Source organism: Streptomyces sp. NPDC111606, assembly GCF_055656945.1.
In genome coordinates this window covers 538,329-554,243 of sequence record NZ_JBVKBY010000004.1, presented here as the reverse complement: position 1 = coordinate 554,243, position 15,915 = coordinate 538,329, and the positions used below count along the sequence as shown (strand labels likewise).

Sequence of the window (15,915 nt, the reverse complement as noted above, 5' to 3'; positions counted from 1 at the left end):
GGACGGCCCGGTCAGCCGACCGTCCATTTCTGGTTGCCGCCGCCGCTGCAGGTCCAGATCTGCAGCCGGGTGCCGTTGGCCGAGTTGTTGCCGGTCACGTCGAGGCACTTGTCGGCCTGCGGGTTGACGATGTCGCCCGCCGCGGTGACCGTCCATCTCTGGTTGGGGCCGCCGGTGCAGTCCCACAGCTGGACCGTCGTGCCGTCCGCCGTGCCGTTGCCGGTGGCGTCCAGGCACTTGCCGAGCGCGCGGAGTGTGCCGCCCGAGCCCACGGACCACTGCTGGGCCGCGCTGCCGTTGCAGTCGTAGAGCTGTACGGGAGTGCCGTTCGCGGGGTTCGCCCCGGCCACGTCCACGCACTTCCCGGCCAGCCCCCTGATCGCGCCGCCGGCGGGGCTGTCGCCGGTCGTCACCGAGACGTGGTCCACCAGCAGTTGCTGCGGGAACACCGTGGAGCCGTCCGGGTCGCCGGGCCAGTTGCCGCCCACCGCGAGGTTCAGGATCAGGAAGAACGGCTTGTCGAAGACCCACTGCCTGCCGCCCAGGTCGGCGGGTGTGCGCCGCTGGTAGACGTTGCCGTCCACGGACCAGGTGATCGAGTCGGGCGCCCAGTCGACGGCGAAGGTGTGGAAGGCGTCCGCGAAGGCCTGTCCGTTCGGGAGGGAGTAGCCGGCGCCTATGCCGCCCGACCCGGAGTAGCCGGGACCGTGGATGGTGCCGTGGACCGTCGAGGGCTCGAAGCCGACGTTCTCCATGATGTCGATCTCGCCCGAGTCCGGCCAGTTGACCGGCGTGCCGAGCATCCAGAACGCGGGCCACATGCCCTGCCCCCGCGGCACCTTCATGCGCGCCTCGATGTGCCCGTACTGCGCGGTGAACTTGCCGGAGGTGTTCAGCCGGGCCGAGGTGTACTGACAGGTGCCGTACCAGCACTGGTAATTCGCGGGGTTCTCGCGCCGGGCGGTGATCACCAGGTGGCCCTGGCCGTCCAGCGCCGCGTTCTTGTTGCCGGACGTGTAGTACTGCCGCTCGTGGTTGTTGACGTTGTCGCCGGTCTCGATCTGCCACTTCGACGAGTCGACCGCGGCGCCCGCGGGCCCGTCGAAGGTGTCGGAGAACGTCACCGCGGCGGCCGAGACGTCCGGAGGTTCGGCCTGCGCGGGGCCGATCGCGGCGGACGCGACCAGGACGGCCGACAGGGCGGCGAGCAGAGCGCTGCGGAGCAGGCGTGGGGAGGCCATCGTGCTCCCTTCCATGCGGCGGCCCGTGCGGGACGGGGTGCGCCGACCGAGGTGGGGGGTGAAGGTGTCGCCACTTGATTTAAGGAGTGAGGTAAGGGGCCGTCAATACCTTGGTACGGACCAGAACTTGAGTGTCCGGATCTCGCGGAGAGATCGCCCCCACCCGGCATGGTTCGTCCGCTGCCGAAGAGTCGGGTTCCTAGGCTTCTCGTCATGAACGCCGCACACATCGGTGAACTGCTCGCCATCCTGGGCGCGGGCATGGCCGCCGGTGCCGTCAACGCCGTCGTCGGCTCGGGGACGCTGATCTCGTTCCCGGTCCTGCTCGCGACCGGCCTGCCACCCGTCACCGCCACGGTCTCCAACGCGCTCGGGCTGATCCCCGGCTCGATCAGTGGAGCCATCGGCTACCGCGAGGAACTGCGCGGTCAGCGCCGGCGCCTGCTGAAGTGGGGCGCCGGCGCCGTCCTCGGCGGGCTCAGCGGCGCCGCGCTGCTCCTAGCCCTGCCCGCCTCGGCGTTCGAACGGATCGTGCCGGTCCTCGTGGGCCTCGCCCTCGTGCTGGTCGTCCTCCAACCGCTGATCAGCGGGAAGCTGAGCAGCCGCCGGGCACGTAAGGGGAAGACGCCGCGCCCCGACGGCGGCCCCCTGCTGCTCGTCGGACTGACCCTGGCCAGCGTCTACGGCGGCTACTTCGCGGCCGCCCAGGGCATCATCTACGTCGCCCTGATGGGCATGCTCCTCGACGACAGTCTGCAACGCCTCAACGGGGCCAAGAACGTGCTCGTCGCCGTGGTCAACTCCGTCGCCGCGCTGTTCTTCCTCGTCGCCGCGGAGTTCGACTGGACGGCCGTGGGCCTCCTCGCAATCGGATCCGCAGCCGGCGGCCTCCTGGGAGCCAGGGCCGGCCGCCGGCTGCGTCCCGCGGTCTTGCGCGCGTTCATCGTGGTCGTCGGCACGGTGGCCATCGTCCAGTTGGTGCTTCGTTAGGCCTTCGCGGTGCGAGACTCCCGGGCGTGCACCACGCGGCTCAGTCGCCGGCCCAGCAGGAGGTAGCCGATCAGGGCGCCGGTGGTGTTGAGGATGACGTCGTCGATGTCGAAGGCGCGTCCCGTCACCAGCGCACCCTGCGCGAACTCGACCAGGAGCATGACGGTCGCCGTCAGCAGCAGGACGCGCAGGACACCGCGCGTTCGTGGCGCGACGACCGGGACGAGGATGCCGAACGGAACACCCAGCAGGATATTGCCGCCGATCTGCTTGACCGCGTCGCGCAGTTCGGGCTGGTCCAGATAGGCCCTCAGTGAACTGCCCGGCTGCAGGTTGGTGTGCGTCAGCGCCTCGGACGCGGGGGAGGGCTGCAGAGTGAGCTTCGCCAGCACGACCGCGAAGGCGACCATGAAGGCGAAGGCGCACAGCATCGCGAGGAGTCGGGCCAGAAAGCGCAGGGGGCTTTGCCTGGGGCGCGCGGTGCGTTCGGATGCAGCAGCGCGTCCGGACTTGGCTGTGCGTCCGGACTTCGAGGTGAGTCCGAGCCTGGCCCTCAGCCCTGGCTTGGCGGTGCCTCCCGATTTCGCCCGGCCCACGGACTTGCCCGTGCGCCGCGACTTCGAGCCGCCGCCCGCGGACCTGCCCGCGCCCCGTGACTTCGAGCCGCCTGCGAAGTGGGCTGCCTCTCGCCACTTCGCGCCCAGTGCGGACTTGAGGGAACCCGCGGACTTCGAGCCCCTCGCGGACTTGCCGGAACCTGCGGCCTTCGCTCCTCCTGCCGCCTTGGCGGCACCTCTGGATTTGGGAGTGCCGGGGTGCAACGCGGCACGCGAACGTGAGGTTCCACCGGCCATGCGATCCTCCAGTCTTCAACGTCCCTTCGTGGTAGGCCGTTTACCCCGGCACTGCCTCGAGATGCCCGCCGTGTCGCGCCCGGCATCACAGCCGCCCACGGTTTCCCTTCACGCTGTCGGGGCACTCCGCGGGCTCGGGTCCACGGACATCTGGCCCGCGGAGGTGGCGTATGGACCGATGTACGACGCTGCTCGCCGCGGCCGAGTTCCTGGCCTGGTGGGCCGCGCTCGCATGCTGTGGCTGATCCTCGTCACCACCGTGGACACCCTTGAACTCGCGGTCGGCCGGCGCGCCCTCGTGTGAGGGCGAGGCCGATGCCCGCCTGCCGGGCGGCGTCCGGCGTCGGCCTGCCGGAGCGCCCGTACGGCTTCGCCGCTCAGCGCTCCGGCAACCGGCGATTGCACGCCCCTCAACGCTTCATGTGGCTTCGCCGAGGCGCGCCCTGCGGTGCCGTCCGGGGTCGGAAGCCGGCGACCAGCAGTGGGCGGGGCGCGTGCTCCGTGTGGGCGCACGAGAGTCCTCCGAAGGGGCCGTTGCGTCCCAGGCCCCCCTCGTCAAAGGCCTGCCCGCCGGGCGGCGTCCGGCATGCGCTTCGCCGGAGCGCGCCCTCCGTGCAGGCCTTCGGGAACATCACGAAGTGCCACGCATCAGGCCCCGTACGTCACCTTCACCTCCTTGAAGCCGAGGGAGTGGAGCAGGCCTTCGAGCATGCCGGTGGTGTTGGTCTCGGCGCGGGCGGTCAGTTCGCTGTCCTTGGCTGCGTCTCCGATGTGCTTCACCGCCAGTTTCTGCACGGCCTGCTCACTGTTCGGGTTGTCCGAGAAGACGTCGCCGAGGCGGTCGAGGAGACCGCGCTGCTTGGAGACGGCGTAGGAGCGGTCGGGGTCGAGGGACGGTTTGCCGAGGGCGGCGTGCGGCAGGCGGAGCGTGGCGGACGTACGGTCGCCGTTGACCATGACGTCGTCCTCGCCGACCTTGCCGAGATCGACATAGGCGTCCACGGTGCCCGCGCCGACGTACAGCGTGCGGGAGCCGCGGATCGCGTCGGGCAGGAACTTGGCGTCCTTCTCCAGATCCACGACGATCTGGAAGTTGCCGGAGGCGGCGTCGTAGCGGCTCATGTCCTGGATGGACTGGAGCAGTGCGGGACCCGAGCGGTCGTTGGTCTCGGTGCCGAACAGGTCCTTGAGGCCGGGGAGCACGCTGAACCGGATCCCGGCGAAGAAGACGACGAGCACCAGTACGAGGGCGCTCACCACCTTCGCCCAGCCGGGCATGCGCTTGTTGATGCGCTTGATGGGAGTCGTCATGTCGACGTTCCTCCTTCCCTGCCCTTCGGATACCCCCAATCCCCCTGGAGGACCGGATCGTTGGCCGATTGGCACCTCCGATCCGGGCAGGGACGTCCACGCCCGCGGGTGCGCTGCAACGTTTCTGCCGAGGTCAGTAGCATGAGTCCGCCACCCGGAATGATCATTCGAGGAGCGGATCGTGCGAGAGATCGCCGTGTTCAGCGGTAGTGCCCACCCCGAACTGGCGGCGGAGGTCTGCGCGCATCTGGGGGTGCCGCTCAGCCCGAGCCGGGTCAGCCGGTTCGCCAACGACTGCCTGGAGGTACAGCTCCAGGCCAACTGCCGGGAACGGGACGTCTTCCTGATCCAGCCCCTGGTCCGACCCGTCCAGGAACACCTCGTCGAGCTGCTGCTGATGTGCGACGCCGCCCGCGGCGCCTCCGCGCGCCGGATCACCGTCGTCATGCCGCACTACTCCTACGCCCGCTCCGACAAGAAGGACGCACCCCGCATCTCCCTCGGCGGCCGGCTCGTCGCCGACCTGATGGTGTCGGCCGGCGCCGGCCGCGTCCTCGCGATGACGCTGCACTCGCCCCAGGTGCACGGCTTCTTCGCCGTGCCGGTCGACCACCTGCACGCGCTGCGCGAACTCGCCGCGCACTTCAGGCAGTACGACCTCTCCCGCACGACCGTCGTCTCGCCGGACCTCGGCAACGCCAAGGAGGCCGCCGCGTTCGCGCGTCTGATCGGCGCCCAGGTCGCCGCCGGTGCCAAACAACGGTTCGCGGACGACCGGGTCAGCATCAACTCCGTCATCGGCGAGGTGACCGGGCGGGACGTCATCATCCTGGACGACGAGATCGCCAAGGGCAGTACGGTCCTGGAACTCCTCGACCGGCTGCGGGAGCTGGGGCCGCGCTCGATCCGCGTCGCCTGTACGCACGGCCTGTTCGCGTCCGGCGCGCTGAAGCGGATCGGCGAGCAGCCCGACGTACTGGAGATCGTGTGCACCAACACCGTTCCGGTGCCGGCGGAGGAGCGCACTGAGAAGCTGCGGATCCTGTCCATCGCCCCGGCGCTCGCCGAGGCCGTACGCCGCATTCACAACGGGGAGTCCGTGAGCGCCCTGTTCGACGCGCCGGGAACCGCTTAGCAGGGGGCGAGGGCCCTCACAACGTGCCGGACGTGGCCTCTGGCTGGTTCAGGGCCGCGTCCAGGGTGGGATGCGGGGGCAGCAGCCGCGACAGGCCGGTGATCCGCAGGACGCGCAGGGTGAGCGGGTGGGTGCAGACCAGGTGTAACTGCCCGCCGTGGTCGAGCGTCCGGCCGCGGGCCCGGTACAGCAGGCGCAGTCCGGAGCAGTCGAAGAACTCGACCATCCTGAGGTCGATCACGATCCGCGCGTCGGGGTGCGCCGTGACCCGGTCCAGGTATGGGGCGATCTCCACCGCGGCGGCGATGTCGATCTCGCCGCGGAACTCCAGCACCGTGTGCTCGCGGTGCCGATGGACGCGCAGATGCCGGCTGAACGGCGCAGGTTCCTGCTGCACGACGACATCGCCTCCAACCTGCTCAGGTGCGGCGGGGATGCAGCCTGAGTGAGCGCAAATCCGGTCCCCGCACTGCAAGTTACCCTCGATTGAGCGAATCTGAGCATGTTCGATTGACATATGTCTCTGATTTGCGACACAGGCTTCGCGTGATGTCCGGGGTGTGACTACGACAGTGCGTGCCAGGCCTTGGAGAGTGCCTGGCGGAACTGCTCGGCCTGATGGGCCGTGAGATCCCGCACCATCTGCTCCTCCAGCTCCCGCACGGGCCCCGCGTGCCGCGCCAGCAGCTCACGCGCGGCGTCGGTCAGCAGGATCAGCAGCTCCCGGCGATTGTCGGGATTGCGCTCCCGGCGCACCAGTCCACGGTTCTCCAGAGACCGTACGAGATCGGCGATCGACTGCGCCGTGACGAAGGAGTCGCGGGCCAGCTGCGCGGCCGACAGCCCGTCGTGACGTTCCAGGACGGTGAGCGCCGTGTACTGCAGCGCGGTGATCCCGGACGGCTTGACCAGCTCGTCCAGGTGGGAGCGCACGACCAGCTCCACCTGCTTCACCATGTAGAGAAGCGAGGGGTGGGCCTTGGCTGCCTGGGTGTCGAGCATGACTTCAGCCTAGAGCATTGACAGGAATCCTGTCTGTAATGAGACTGCGAACCAACAGGAATCCTGTTGGTTGAAATCTTGGCGATGAGGCTGAGGAGTGGCGATGACCACCTTCGAGATCGAACCCGGTCGGTTGTTCATCGGGGGCCAGTGGCGCGAGGCCGCCGACGGAGCGCGCGCCGAGGTGGTCGACCCGTCCCGCGGCACCGTCGTCACCACCGTCGCGGACGCCGGTGCCGCCGACGTGGACGCGGCCGTGCGCGCCGCGCGGGAGGCCTTCGACGACGGTGCCTGGTCCGGGCTGAGCGGTCGCGAGCGGGGCCGGGTGCTGCACCGCGTCGCCGAGCTGATCCGGGAGAACGCCGACACCGTAGCCGAGCTGGAGAGTCGTGACGTCGGCAAGCCGATCACGCTCGCCCATGCCGTCGACGTCACCAACGCGGCCAACGACTACGAGCACTTCGCCGCTCTCGCCCACTCCTTGGACGGCTCCGTCCGGGACACGCCCATGAACGCCCTCGCCTACGTCCGGCGCCGGCCGATCGGGGTGGTCGCGGCGATCACGCCGTACAACTTCCCCCTGATCCTGGCCGGTTCGAAGATGGCTCCGGCGCTCGCGGCCGGTAACACGGTGGTGCACAAGCCTGCCGAGGAGACCCCGCTGAGCGCCCTGTACATGGCCGAACTCTTCAAGCGCGCCGGTGTCCCCGACGGCGTCGTCAACGTCGTCACCGGTGGCCCCGCGGCCGGTGAGGCGCTGCTGCGGCACTCGGGAGTGGACAAGGTCGCCTTCACCGGCTCGACCGCGGTCGGCCGCAAGGTCGCCGCGGTGGCCGGTGAGTCGCTCAAGCCCGTGACCATGGAGCTCGGCGGCAACGCGGCCCACCTCGTCTTCGAGGACGCCGACCTGGAGAAGGCCGTCGGGGCGATCATCAAGGGGTTCGTCTTCAATACCGGGCAGTTCTGCATGGGCGGCCCTCGTCTGCTGGTGGCCCGCCAGGTCCACAGCACGCTGCTCGGCATCCTCGCCGACGCCGTGCCAGGCGTTCCGCTGGGCGACCCCCGCAAGCCCGAGACCGTCATCGGCCCGATGGCGGGGGAGCGGCATCTGCGCAAGGTCGAGGAGTACGTCGAGCTGGCACGCAAGGAAGGCGGCCGTATCGTCTGCGGCGGCGAGCGGCTCGACCTCGACGGGGGCTACTACTACAAGCCCACCGTGATCGCCGACCTGCCGAACGACTCCCGCGTGATCCAGGAGGAGATCTTCGGCCCGGTCCTCACCGTCCAGCCCTTCGACTCCGAGGACGAGGCGGTCGAGCTGGCCAACTCCACGCCGTACGGACTGGCCTCCGGCATCCAGACCGGCAACCTGGCCCGCGCCCACCGGGTCGCCGACCGGCTCCAGGCCGGCATCGTCTGGGTCAACGACTGGGCGATGCTCGACCCCGCGGTGCCCTTCGGCGGGGTCAAGGACTCCGGATTCGGCCGGGAGTACGGGCCCGAGGCACTCGACGCCTACACCACGACCAAGTCCATCGTCGTCTCGCTCGACTGAGCGCCCCAGCCAAGGAGTTCGTACGATGTCCATCCCTACCCGTGCCGCCGTCGTCGAGTCCGGCGGAGCACCCTTCACCCTCTGCGGCGTCGAGCTCGACGAGCCCGGACCGCGCGAGGCCGTCGTCCGCATGGTGGCGGCCGGCCTGTGTCACACGGACCTCGGCGTGGCGAGCGGCGGGCTGCCCTTTCCGCTCCCCGGCGTCCTCGGGCATGAGGGCGCGGGCGTCGTCGAGGCCGTCGGCCCGGCGGTGACCGGAGTCGCGCCGGGCGACCACGTCGTGCTGTCCTTCACCTCGTGCGGTGACTGCCGCAACTGCCGTGGCGGGCACCCGGCGTACTGCGCGACCTGGCTGCCGCTGAACCTCATCGGCGGCCGACGGGCGGACGGCAGCAGCACGATCAGCCGCGGCGGTGAGGCGCTGGGCGGGCACTTCTTCGGTCAGTCGTCCTTCGCCGAGCGGGCGTTGGTGGACGAACGCAGCCTGGTGAAGGTCGACCCGGAGGTGCCGCCGGCCTTGATCGCCCCGCTCGGCTGCGGGGTGCAGACCGGAGTCGGCGCCGTGTGGAACGTGCTGAAGCCGGTCATCGGCAGCACCGTCGTCGTCCTCGGTGCGGGAGCCGTCGGCCTCTCCGCGGTCATGGCCGCCGCCCTCACCCCGGCCACCAACATCGTCGCCGTCGACCGGGTCGCCGAACGCCTCGCGCTGGCACAGGAGTTGGGCGCCACCCACACGGTCGACGCCGCCGAGGCCGACCTCGGCGAGGCGCTCGCCGAGATCACCGGAGGTCAGGGCGCCGACGGTGTCGTGGAGACCACGGGCAACGTCGGCGTCCTGCGCCGGGGTGTCGACGCGCTCGGCGCCCGCGGCACCCTGGTCGTGGTGGGCGCCCCGCCGTTCGGCACCGAAGTCGCCCTGGACGTCAACGGACTGCTCGGCGGCAAGCAGATCGTTGGCCTCACCCTCGGCGACGCCGAGACGCAGACCTTCATCCCCGCCCTGGTCCGGCTCGTGAAGGAAGGGCGGCTCCCGCTGCACCGCCTGATCAGCACCTATCCGTTCGCGGACATCGATCAGGCGGTGCGGGACATGAGCGCGGGCAAGGCGATCAAGCCCGTGCTGACGTTCTGACCCGGCCGGCCGAGCCAACCGATCTGCCTCAGTCGACCGTCAGGACCAGCTTCCCCGTGGTCCGGCCGGTGTCGCCCAGCGCATGCGCCTCGGCGGCATCGGCCAACGGGAACGTGCCGGCGATCTCGGCGCGCAACCGGCCCTTGTCGACCAGGTCCGCGATCGCCCGCAGGTCGGCGCGGTCGGAGTCCACGAGCATCCGCAGCGCCCGGACACCGAGCCGCTCGGCCTCCTCGTAGAAGTCGTCCGAACCGACCGGCAGGATCGATACGACCACGCCGCCCGGACGCAGCACGCTCAGCGAGCGCACCGACGTCTCACCGCCCAGAGTGTCCAGGACGACGTCCACGTCCTTCGCGACCTCGGCGAAGTCCGTCTCCCGGTAGTCGATCAGCTCATCCGCGCCCAGGCCGCGCAGGAACTCGTGCTTGCCCGCGCTCGCCGTGCCGATCACATACGCGCCCCGTGCCTTGGCGATCTGCACGGCCACGTGTCCGACCCCGCCGGCGGCCGCGTGGATCAGTACCCGCTGCCCCGGCTGCACGTCCGCGTACTCCACCAGGGCCTGCCAGGCGGTGAGGGAGACCAGCGGCAGCGCGCCCGCCTGGACGTGGTCGACCGAGGCCGGCTTGTGCGCGAAGACGCGCGCCGGTGCGGTGACGTACTCGGCGTGCGAGCCATGGCCGAACGGGTACGACAGCATGCCGAAGACCTCGTCGCCGGGCCGGAACCGGACGACGCCGATACCGACCGCCTCGACCACGCCGGAGACGTCCCAGCCCAGGACGAAGGGCGGCTCGCCCAGGAACCCGCCGTTGTCGCGGTGCTTCCAGTCGGTCGGATTGATGCCTGCTGCGCGTACGCGGACCAGTACCTCGTTGGGGCGCGGGGTGGGGCGCTGAACTTCCACTTCCTTCAGGACCTCGGGACCGCCGAGAACGTCCTGGCTGATGGCTCGCATCGTGTTCACATTGCTCATGGTGAACCAGCCTGCCGGGAGCCGCCGCTTCGGGAAATGGCACGATTGCCAACCTTCGATAGAATCGTGCCATGCGTGATGAGCGGTGTGGTGAGCGGCGGCATGGTGACCGCAGTGGTGAGCGACGCGGTGACGGTCGGGTGGAGCGCGTCGTGGTGCTGGCCCTGGACGGCGTCTACCCCTTCGAGCTGGGCATTCCCAGCCGGATCTTCGGCGCGGCCGACGGCCGGTACGAGGTGCTGACCTGCAGCGTCGACGGCGGACCCGTCCACAGCAACGCCGACTTCACGATCGGCGTGCAGCACGGCCCGGAGATCCTCGCCACCGCCGACACCGTGGTGGTCGCCTCCATGGCCGTCCCGTACATCCCCTTGGAGCTGCCCGCCGAGGTCGCCGGCGCGCTCGCGCAGATCCGCCCGGACGCACGCATCGTGTCGATCTGCACCGCCGCCTTCGTCCTCGCCGCGGCGGGCCTCCTCGACGGCCGCCGGGCCACCACGCACTGGCAGGTGACCGAACCGTTCCGACGCCGGTACCCGCACGTCGACCTCGACCCGGACGTCCTCTTCGTCCACGACGGCCGGATCCTCACCTCGGCGGGCGCCGCCTCCGGCGTCGACGTCTGCCTGCACATCGTCCGCACCGACCACGGCAGCGAACTGGCCAACGCGGTCGCCCGGCGCTGTGTCGTGCCTCCCTTCCGGGACGGCGGCCAGGCCCAGTACATCGAGCAGCCCGTTCCCGAGAGCGGCGCCGCGAGCACCGCCGCCACCCGGTCCTGGGCCCTGGAGCGCCTCGCCGAACCCCTCACCCTGGCCGACCTCGCCGGCTATGCCCGCATGAGCCTGCGCACCTTCGCCCGCCACTTCAACGACGAGGTCGGCATGAGCCCCGGCCGCTGGCTGATCCAGCAGCGCGTCGCCCGCGCCCGGCACCTGCTGGAGTCCAGCGACCTCTCGGTGGACCGGATCGCCGGCCAGGTCGGCTTCGCTACAGGCGCCTCTTTGCGCCAGCATCTGCACGCGGCGATCGGGGTGTCACCGCAGGCGTATCGCCGTACGTTCCGGACGGCCGCCGCCCGACAGCCTCTCCATGGCCTCTCCACTGCGGCGCGGTGACCGGTTTGGTCAACTGTGCTGGTCAGTAAAGGCATTTGTCGACGTTCGTTCGCTTGGCTGACAGTGACGGAATACTCACTTCCGTGAACCTGCGTGGTTGATCCTTTCGCGTTCAAACCCGATAAGCTCCCGATCGGCACTGCGAGTTGACCCGGTCGCGATCGGTCACCTTGCGGTGCGTACTCATGAGTGCGATCGCCCAGCACACCCCCCTTGTTTGATCGTCGCCTCGAAGGATGCAGATGGAACTCGCCACTCCGCCCCCGGCGGCGCGGCCCCCTGTCGCCTGGTACAGCTGGTGGCTGATGCCACTGGCTTTAGGAGGTGGGACCGTTGCCGCCACGTTCATGAGCTCGGAGCGAATAACCGCCGGCATCGCCGGTGTCGCCGCGACCGCCGCCGGCGCCGTGTGTGTACGCCTCCTGCTGCGTACCCGGACGCAACTGCAGCGGTCCGAGGGCGACTTCCGCACCTCGCAGGCCGAGCACTCGCAGCAGTGGCAGCAGCATGTCGCCGGCCTGGAGCGGAAGTACAGCGCCGAGCGCGGCGCCCTGGAGAACCGGCTCGTCGAGCAGTCCGGTGCCTATGAGGCCCGACTGGCCGAGCAGGCCCGCTCCTACGAGGAACGCCTGGCCGAGGAGAGCACCTCCTACGAGGAGCGGATCGCCGCCCAGGCCAAGTCCTACGAGGCCCAGCTCGCCGACCAGGCCGAGGTCTGGCAGGAGCAGCTGACCCACCAGCTCGCCGCGGTCGCCCGGCTCGCCGACGAGCAACTGCCCGAGGCGCTGCGCCAGTTGCGCGAGGGCGAGGCCATCGACGACGTCCTGCCGAGCGTCAATCAGTGCGCGAAGGTCAGCGCCGAGCTGCAGACACACCTGCGCAGGGTCCTGCGTACCTCGCTGGTCGGCGTCGAGGAGGAGTTCAACCGCTCCACCGCCGCCGAGCACGCCGTGGTCGGCATCGGCAGCCGCATCCACGTCCTGACCAGCAAGCTCCGCGGCCGGCTGCACGACCTCCAGGGCGAGCACGGCCGGCTGCCCGCCGTCGCCCGGGGCCTGATGGAGCTCGACCAGGCGATCGGCCCCGCCGACTGTCTCGCCGCCAGCGTCACCGTCCTCGGCGGCTCCGACCGGCCCGGCCGGCAGTGGCAGGAGCCGCAGCGCCTGCTCAGCGTGGTCCGCGGAGGCATCGGCCGGATCAAGGACTTCCACCGGATCGACGTACGCCACCTGCCCGAACTCGCCGTCGACGGCGGCCTGGTGGACCACCTCACGCTGATCTTCGCCCACCTGCTGGACAACGCCGCCCGCTACTCGCCGCCCACCGAGCCGGTCGTCGTCTCCGGCAAGGAGGTCCCGAACGGCGTCGGCATCGAGATCCAGGACTCCGGAAAGGGTCTGAGCGAGGAGAAGAAGCGCGAGGCCGAGCACGCTCTGGCGGGCACCGCGCAGGGCGCGGGTCTCGGCGGCGTCTCGGAGGACGCGAACATCGGTCTGCGCGTCGTCGGCATCCTCGCCCGCCGCTACGGCATCCGCGTCACCTTCGCGGACTCGCCGTGGCTGGGCACCTCGGTGGTGGTCGTGGTCCCGCACAAGTACTTCAGCCAGCTGCCCGCGGCCGCCTCCGCCACCGCGGCGGTGACCGCGCCGACGGCACCGGCCGGCGCCGTGGCACAAGCCCGCGAGCCGGCTGTCGCCGAAACGGCCCCGGCCGACCTCGGCGACGCCGTGGACACCACGCCCGGCGGCCTGCCCCGCCGGCGCAGCAAGCGGAACGAGGAGGCCCGCCACGAGCCGGCCGGACGCCCGGAGCGGGACGACGACACGACCTCCGTCGTCGCCGTGCCGCCCGACGCGTCCTTCGCGGGCCTGGCCGCCTTCGCCACCGCGGGCCGCGAGCCCGGCGAGGAAGGCGGGCCGGCCGACGGCCGCCAGTCCACCGAGCCGCACAGCACTGAAGAGAGCGACTAGTCCTCATGACGCAACAGGGAACCGACGTGAGCTGGGCGCTCCGCGACCTGGTGGAGAGCATCCAGGAGATCAACTTCGCCCTGGTGGCCTCCAGCGACGGCAAGGCCATCACCTCTTACGGCGCCGAGGACCCAGACGACGTGGACCGCTTCGCGGCCGTCGTGGCCGGGCTGCAGGCACTGGCCCAGCCGGTCGCCGAGCAGTTCCCCAAGTACGCGGGGCAGCTCAGGCTGGCGATGATCGAGGTCGACGGCGGCCACCTCTTCGTCGTCCGGGCCGGGGTGGAGACCTATCTCGGCGTCCTCGCCCGGGAAGGCCTCGACCAAGGCCTGCTCGGCCATCAGATGAGGGACCTGGCGCGCAGGATGGGCGAACTGCTCGGCACCACCCCGCGCCAGGAGGAGCACTCTGGATGAGTGCTCCCCGCCGGCCCACGAACCCGTCCGGTCTCGAGCGCTACTACGTCCTCACCCGGGGCCGTAGCGGGCCGGGCGGTTCGGCGTCGAGCCTCGACGTGGCGACCCTCATCGTCTCCCGTACCGCCCCCGCACCGGGGCTGCAGCACGAGCACGAGGAGATCCTCCGGCGCTGCCGCGATCCGCTGTCGGTGGCCGAACTCGGCGCCCATCTCGGTTTGCCCTTCAACATTCTCGCGGTGCTGCTGACGGATCTGCTGGAGGCAGGCCACGTCGAAGCCCGTGACCCCATCTCGGCACACCACGCCGGCCGCGGGCCCGACCTCGCGCTCCTTGAGGAGGTACTCAGTGGACTTCAAAGGCTTTGACCAGCCGGGCGGGCCCGGTGCCGGGGGCACCCGCTCGGTCAAGGTGATGATCGCCGGCGGCTTCGGCACCGGGAAGACCACCATGGTCCGGTCGGTCAGCGACATCAAGCCGCTCACCACCGAGGAGACGCTCACCCAGGCCAGTGCCGACGTCGACCACCTCATCGGTGTCACCGACAAGACGGAGACCACCGTCAGCCTGGACTTCGGCAAGATCGGCCTCAACGAGAGCCTGACGCTGTACCTGTTCGGCACCCCCGGCCAGGAGCGGTTCTGGTTCCTGTGGAACGGCCTGTTCAAGGGCGCGCTCGGCGCGATCGTCCTGGTCGACACGCGTCGGCTCGCCTCCAGCTTCCGGGCGATCGAGGAGATGGAGCGGCAGGACGTGCCGTTCGTCGTCGCGCTGAACGTCTTCCCCGACTCCAAGGACTATCCGGTCGAGGAGATCAGGGACGCCCTCGACATCTCCCCGCACACCCCGGTGGTGGCCTGCGACGCCCGCGACCGGGCCTCCAGCCGTGACGTCCTCGTCGCCCTGATACGTCACTTGAAGGAACGCTCCGCCGTCGCCCTGGAGTCCCGATGAACGCCCAGCCCTTAAACGATCCCGATACGCCCCGCGGTTGCCCCCTCGGCCATGGGACCGACCTCACCAGGCTGTTCGGCCCGGAGGCGGCGACCGACCCGGCAGGTATCTACGAGCGGCTGCGCAAGGAGCACGGCTCCGTCGCGCCGGTGCTGCTGGAGGGCGACATCCCCGCCTGGCTGGTACTGGGCTACCGGGACAGCCGGCGAGTGCTCGACAATCCCCTCCAGTTCCCCCGGGACGCGCGGATCTGGCGGGACTGGCGGGAGGGCCGGGTCGCGGAAAACTCGCCGCTGGTTCCGATGCTCGCCTGGCGCCCCGACTGTGTGTCCCAGGACGGCGAGGCTCACCGCCGACTGCGCGGTGCCGTCAGCGACGGGCTGCAGTCCGCCGCCGACCGCGGTGTCCGGCGCCACGCCACGTACTTCGCCAACAAGCAGATCGACGCGTTCGCGGACTCCGGCCGCGCCGATCTGGTGGCGGACTACGCCGACTATCTGCCGATGCTCGTGACCGCCCGCATTCTGGGGCTTGCCGAGGCGGAGGGGCGTCGCCTGGTCGAGTCCTGCGCCCAGGTGATGAAGGGCGGCGAGGACGCCGTCACGCACGACGGCGTGATCAGGGAGATCTTCGGTGAACTCGCCGAGCGCAGGCGGTCCGAACCCGGCTCCGACCTCGCCACCGGCCTGCTGGAGCATCACGCGGCGCTCGACCACGACGAGGTCGTGGCCCACCTGCGCGCGGTGCTGATCGCCGCGCACGTCACGACCAATTTGCTGGCGCGGGTGCTGGAGCTGGTCCTGACCGACGCCTCCCGGCTCGCCGGGCTGATCAGCGGTGAGCTGAACATCTCGGCGCTGGTCGAGGAGGCCATGTGGAACTCTCCGCCGCTGGCCGTCCTGCCGGGGCGCTTCGCCGCCAGCGATGTCGAACTGGGCGGGCACCGCATCGAGGAGGGCGACCTGCTCGTTCTCGGTCTCGCCCCGGGCAACCTCGACCCCGAGATCCGGCCCGACCTGGGTGTCTCGGTGCAGGGCAACCAGGCGCACCTGGCGTTCGGCGCGGGCCCGCACGAATGCCCCGGGCAGAACATCGGGATGTCCATCATCGAGATCGCGGTGGACGTCCTTCTGCACCGTCTGCCGGGCCTGCACCTGGCCGTGCCGCCGGAGGAGCTCAACTCGACGGCGTCCACATGGATGTCCCTGCTGGACAGCCTGCCGGTCGAGTTCGAGGTATAGGCGCTGAGACGCCGCTG

The 15,915-nt window shown here is 70.3% G+C and carries 17 protein-coding genes; 11 read left to right on the top strand and 6 right to left on the bottom strand.

Annotated elements, in window-relative coordinates:
- Positions 1–11 precede the first annotated feature (11 nt).
- Positions 12–1,241, bottom strand: a complete 1,230-nt coding sequence (locus ACZ7M7_RS17800) for a ricin-type beta-trefoil lectin domain protein (protein WP_472117616.1) — start codon at positions 1,239–1,241, stop codon at positions 12–14.
- A 213-nt stretch (positions 1,242–1,454) separates the two neighbouring features.
- Between ACZ7M7_RS17800 and ACZ7M7_RS17795 the strand changes: the two genes are divergently transcribed.
- Positions 1,455–2,231, top strand: coding sequence for a sulfite exporter TauE/SafE family protein (locus ACZ7M7_RS17795; RefSeq protein WP_383601437.1), 777 nt, complete (start codon positions 1,455–1,457; stop codon positions 2,229–2,231).
- Here ACZ7M7_RS17795 and ACZ7M7_RS17790 read toward each other — a convergent pair.
- Positions 2,228–2,662, bottom strand: a complete 435-nt coding sequence (locus ACZ7M7_RS17790) for a VanZ family protein (RefSeq protein ID WP_383631402.1) — start codon at positions 2,660–2,662, stop codon at positions 2,228–2,230. The genes ACZ7M7_RS17795 and ACZ7M7_RS17790 overlap by 4 nt on opposite strands.
- Before the next feature lie 601 nt (positions 2,663–3,263).
- On the opposite strand from ACZ7M7_RS17790, the gene ACZ7M7_RS17785 reads away from it, so the two are divergent.
- Positions 3,264–3,389, top strand: a complete 126-nt coding sequence (locus ACZ7M7_RS17785) for a hypothetical protein (protein WP_472117613.1) — start codon at positions 3,264–3,266, stop codon at positions 3,387–3,389.
- A gap of 344 nt (positions 3,390–3,733) precedes the next feature.
- On the opposite strand, the gene ACZ7M7_RS17780 is transcribed toward ACZ7M7_RS17785, so the two are convergent.
- On the bottom strand, positions 3,734–4,396 hold the full coding sequence (locus ACZ7M7_RS17780; protein WP_472117610.1) for a DUF4230 domain-containing protein: 663 nt from the start codon (positions 4,394–4,396) through the stop codon (positions 3,734–3,736).
- A 181-nt stretch (positions 4,397–4,577) separates the two neighbouring features.
- Between ACZ7M7_RS17780 and ACZ7M7_RS17775 the strand changes: the two genes are divergently transcribed.
- Positions 4,578–5,531, top strand: coding sequence for a ribose-phosphate diphosphokinase (locus tag ACZ7M7_RS17775; protein ID WP_383631399.1), 954 nt, complete (start codon positions 4,578–4,580; stop codon positions 5,529–5,531).
- Between the two features lie 16 nt (positions 5,532–5,547).
- Here ACZ7M7_RS17775 and ACZ7M7_RS17770 read toward each other — a convergent pair whose 3' ends face one another.
- Together ACZ7M7_RS17770 and ACZ7M7_RS17765 are read right to left on the bottom strand one after the other, a co-directional pair.
- Positions 5,548–5,928, bottom strand: a complete 381-nt coding sequence (locus tag ACZ7M7_RS17770; protein ID WP_363036249.1) for an anti-sigma factor antagonist — start codon at positions 5,926–5,928, stop codon at positions 5,548–5,550.
- Positions 5,929–6,095: 167 nt separating this feature from the next.
- Positions 6,096–6,533 carry a MarR family winged helix-turn-helix transcriptional regulator gene (locus ACZ7M7_RS17765; RefSeq protein ID WP_383601446.1) on the bottom strand — a complete coding sequence of 146 codons (438 nt, stop codon included), beginning with the start codon at positions 6,531–6,533 and terminating at the stop codon, positions 6,096–6,098.
- Between the two features lie 103 nt (positions 6,534–6,636).
- Between ACZ7M7_RS17765 and ACZ7M7_RS17760 the strand changes: the two genes are divergently transcribed.
- Both ACZ7M7_RS17760 and ACZ7M7_RS17755 read left to right on the top strand, forming a co-directional pair.
- Positions 6,637–8,088 (top strand): aldehyde dehydrogenase family protein, encoded by a 1,452-nt coding sequence (locus ACZ7M7_RS17760; RefSeq protein WP_472117606.1) that lies wholly within the window; start codon positions 6,637–6,639, stop codon positions 8,086–8,088.
- 25 nt (positions 8,089–8,113) lie between these two features.
- Positions 8,114–9,220, top strand: coding sequence for an NAD(P)-dependent alcohol dehydrogenase (locus ACZ7M7_RS17755; RefSeq protein ID WP_472117604.1), 1,107 nt, complete (start codon positions 8,114–8,116; stop codon positions 9,218–9,220).
- Between the two features lie 28 nt (positions 9,221–9,248).
- On the opposite strand, the gene ACZ7M7_RS17750 is transcribed toward ACZ7M7_RS17755, so the two are convergent.
- A complete protein-coding gene (locus ACZ7M7_RS17750; RefSeq protein ID WP_472117601.1) occupies positions 9,249–10,199 on the bottom strand; it encodes an NADP-dependent oxidoreductase in 951 nt (316 codons plus the stop codon).
- Positions 10,200–10,270: 71 nt separating this feature from the next.
- On the opposite strand from ACZ7M7_RS17750, the gene ACZ7M7_RS17745 reads away from it, so the two are divergent.
- The 6 genes from ACZ7M7_RS17745 (at position 10,271) to ACZ7M7_RS17720 (ending at position 15,898) form a co-directional block, all read left to right on the top strand.
- Positions 10,271–11,317 carry a GlxA family transcriptional regulator gene (locus ACZ7M7_RS17745; protein WP_472117597.1) on the top strand — a complete coding sequence of 349 codons (1,047 nt, stop codon included), beginning with the start codon at positions 10,271–10,273 and terminating at the stop codon, positions 11,315–11,317.
- A gap of 242 nt (positions 11,318–11,559) precedes the next feature.
- Positions 11,560–13,287 carry a sensor histidine kinase gene (locus ACZ7M7_RS17740; protein WP_472117595.1) on the top strand — a complete coding sequence of 576 codons (1,728 nt, stop codon included), beginning with the start codon at positions 11,560–11,562 and terminating at the stop codon, positions 13,285–13,287.
- A gap of 5 nt (positions 13,288–13,292) precedes the next feature.
- On the top strand, positions 13,293–13,703 hold the full coding sequence (locus ACZ7M7_RS17735) for a roadblock/LC7 domain-containing protein (RefSeq protein WP_328420191.1): 411 nt from the start codon (positions 13,293–13,295) through the stop codon (positions 13,701–13,703).
- Entirely contained in the window at positions 13,700–14,071 is a 372-nt protein-coding gene (locus ACZ7M7_RS17730; protein WP_472117592.1) for a DUF742 domain-containing protein, read from the top strand. The genes ACZ7M7_RS17735 and ACZ7M7_RS17730 overlap by 4 nt, the downstream gene beginning before the upstream one ends.
- Positions 14,052–14,657, top strand: a complete 606-nt coding sequence (locus ACZ7M7_RS17725) for a GTP-binding protein (RefSeq protein ID WP_472117589.1) — start codon at positions 14,052–14,054, stop codon at positions 14,655–14,657. Before ACZ7M7_RS17730 ends, ACZ7M7_RS17725 begins: the two co-directional genes overlap by 20 nt.
- Complete coding sequence (locus tag ACZ7M7_RS17720) at positions 14,654–15,898, top strand: cytochrome P450 (protein WP_451168910.1); 1,245 nt, start codon at positions 14,654–14,656, stop codon at positions 15,896–15,898. The genes ACZ7M7_RS17725 and ACZ7M7_RS17720 overlap by 4 nt, the downstream gene beginning before the upstream one ends.
- Positions 15,899–15,915: the final 17 nt, after the last annotated feature.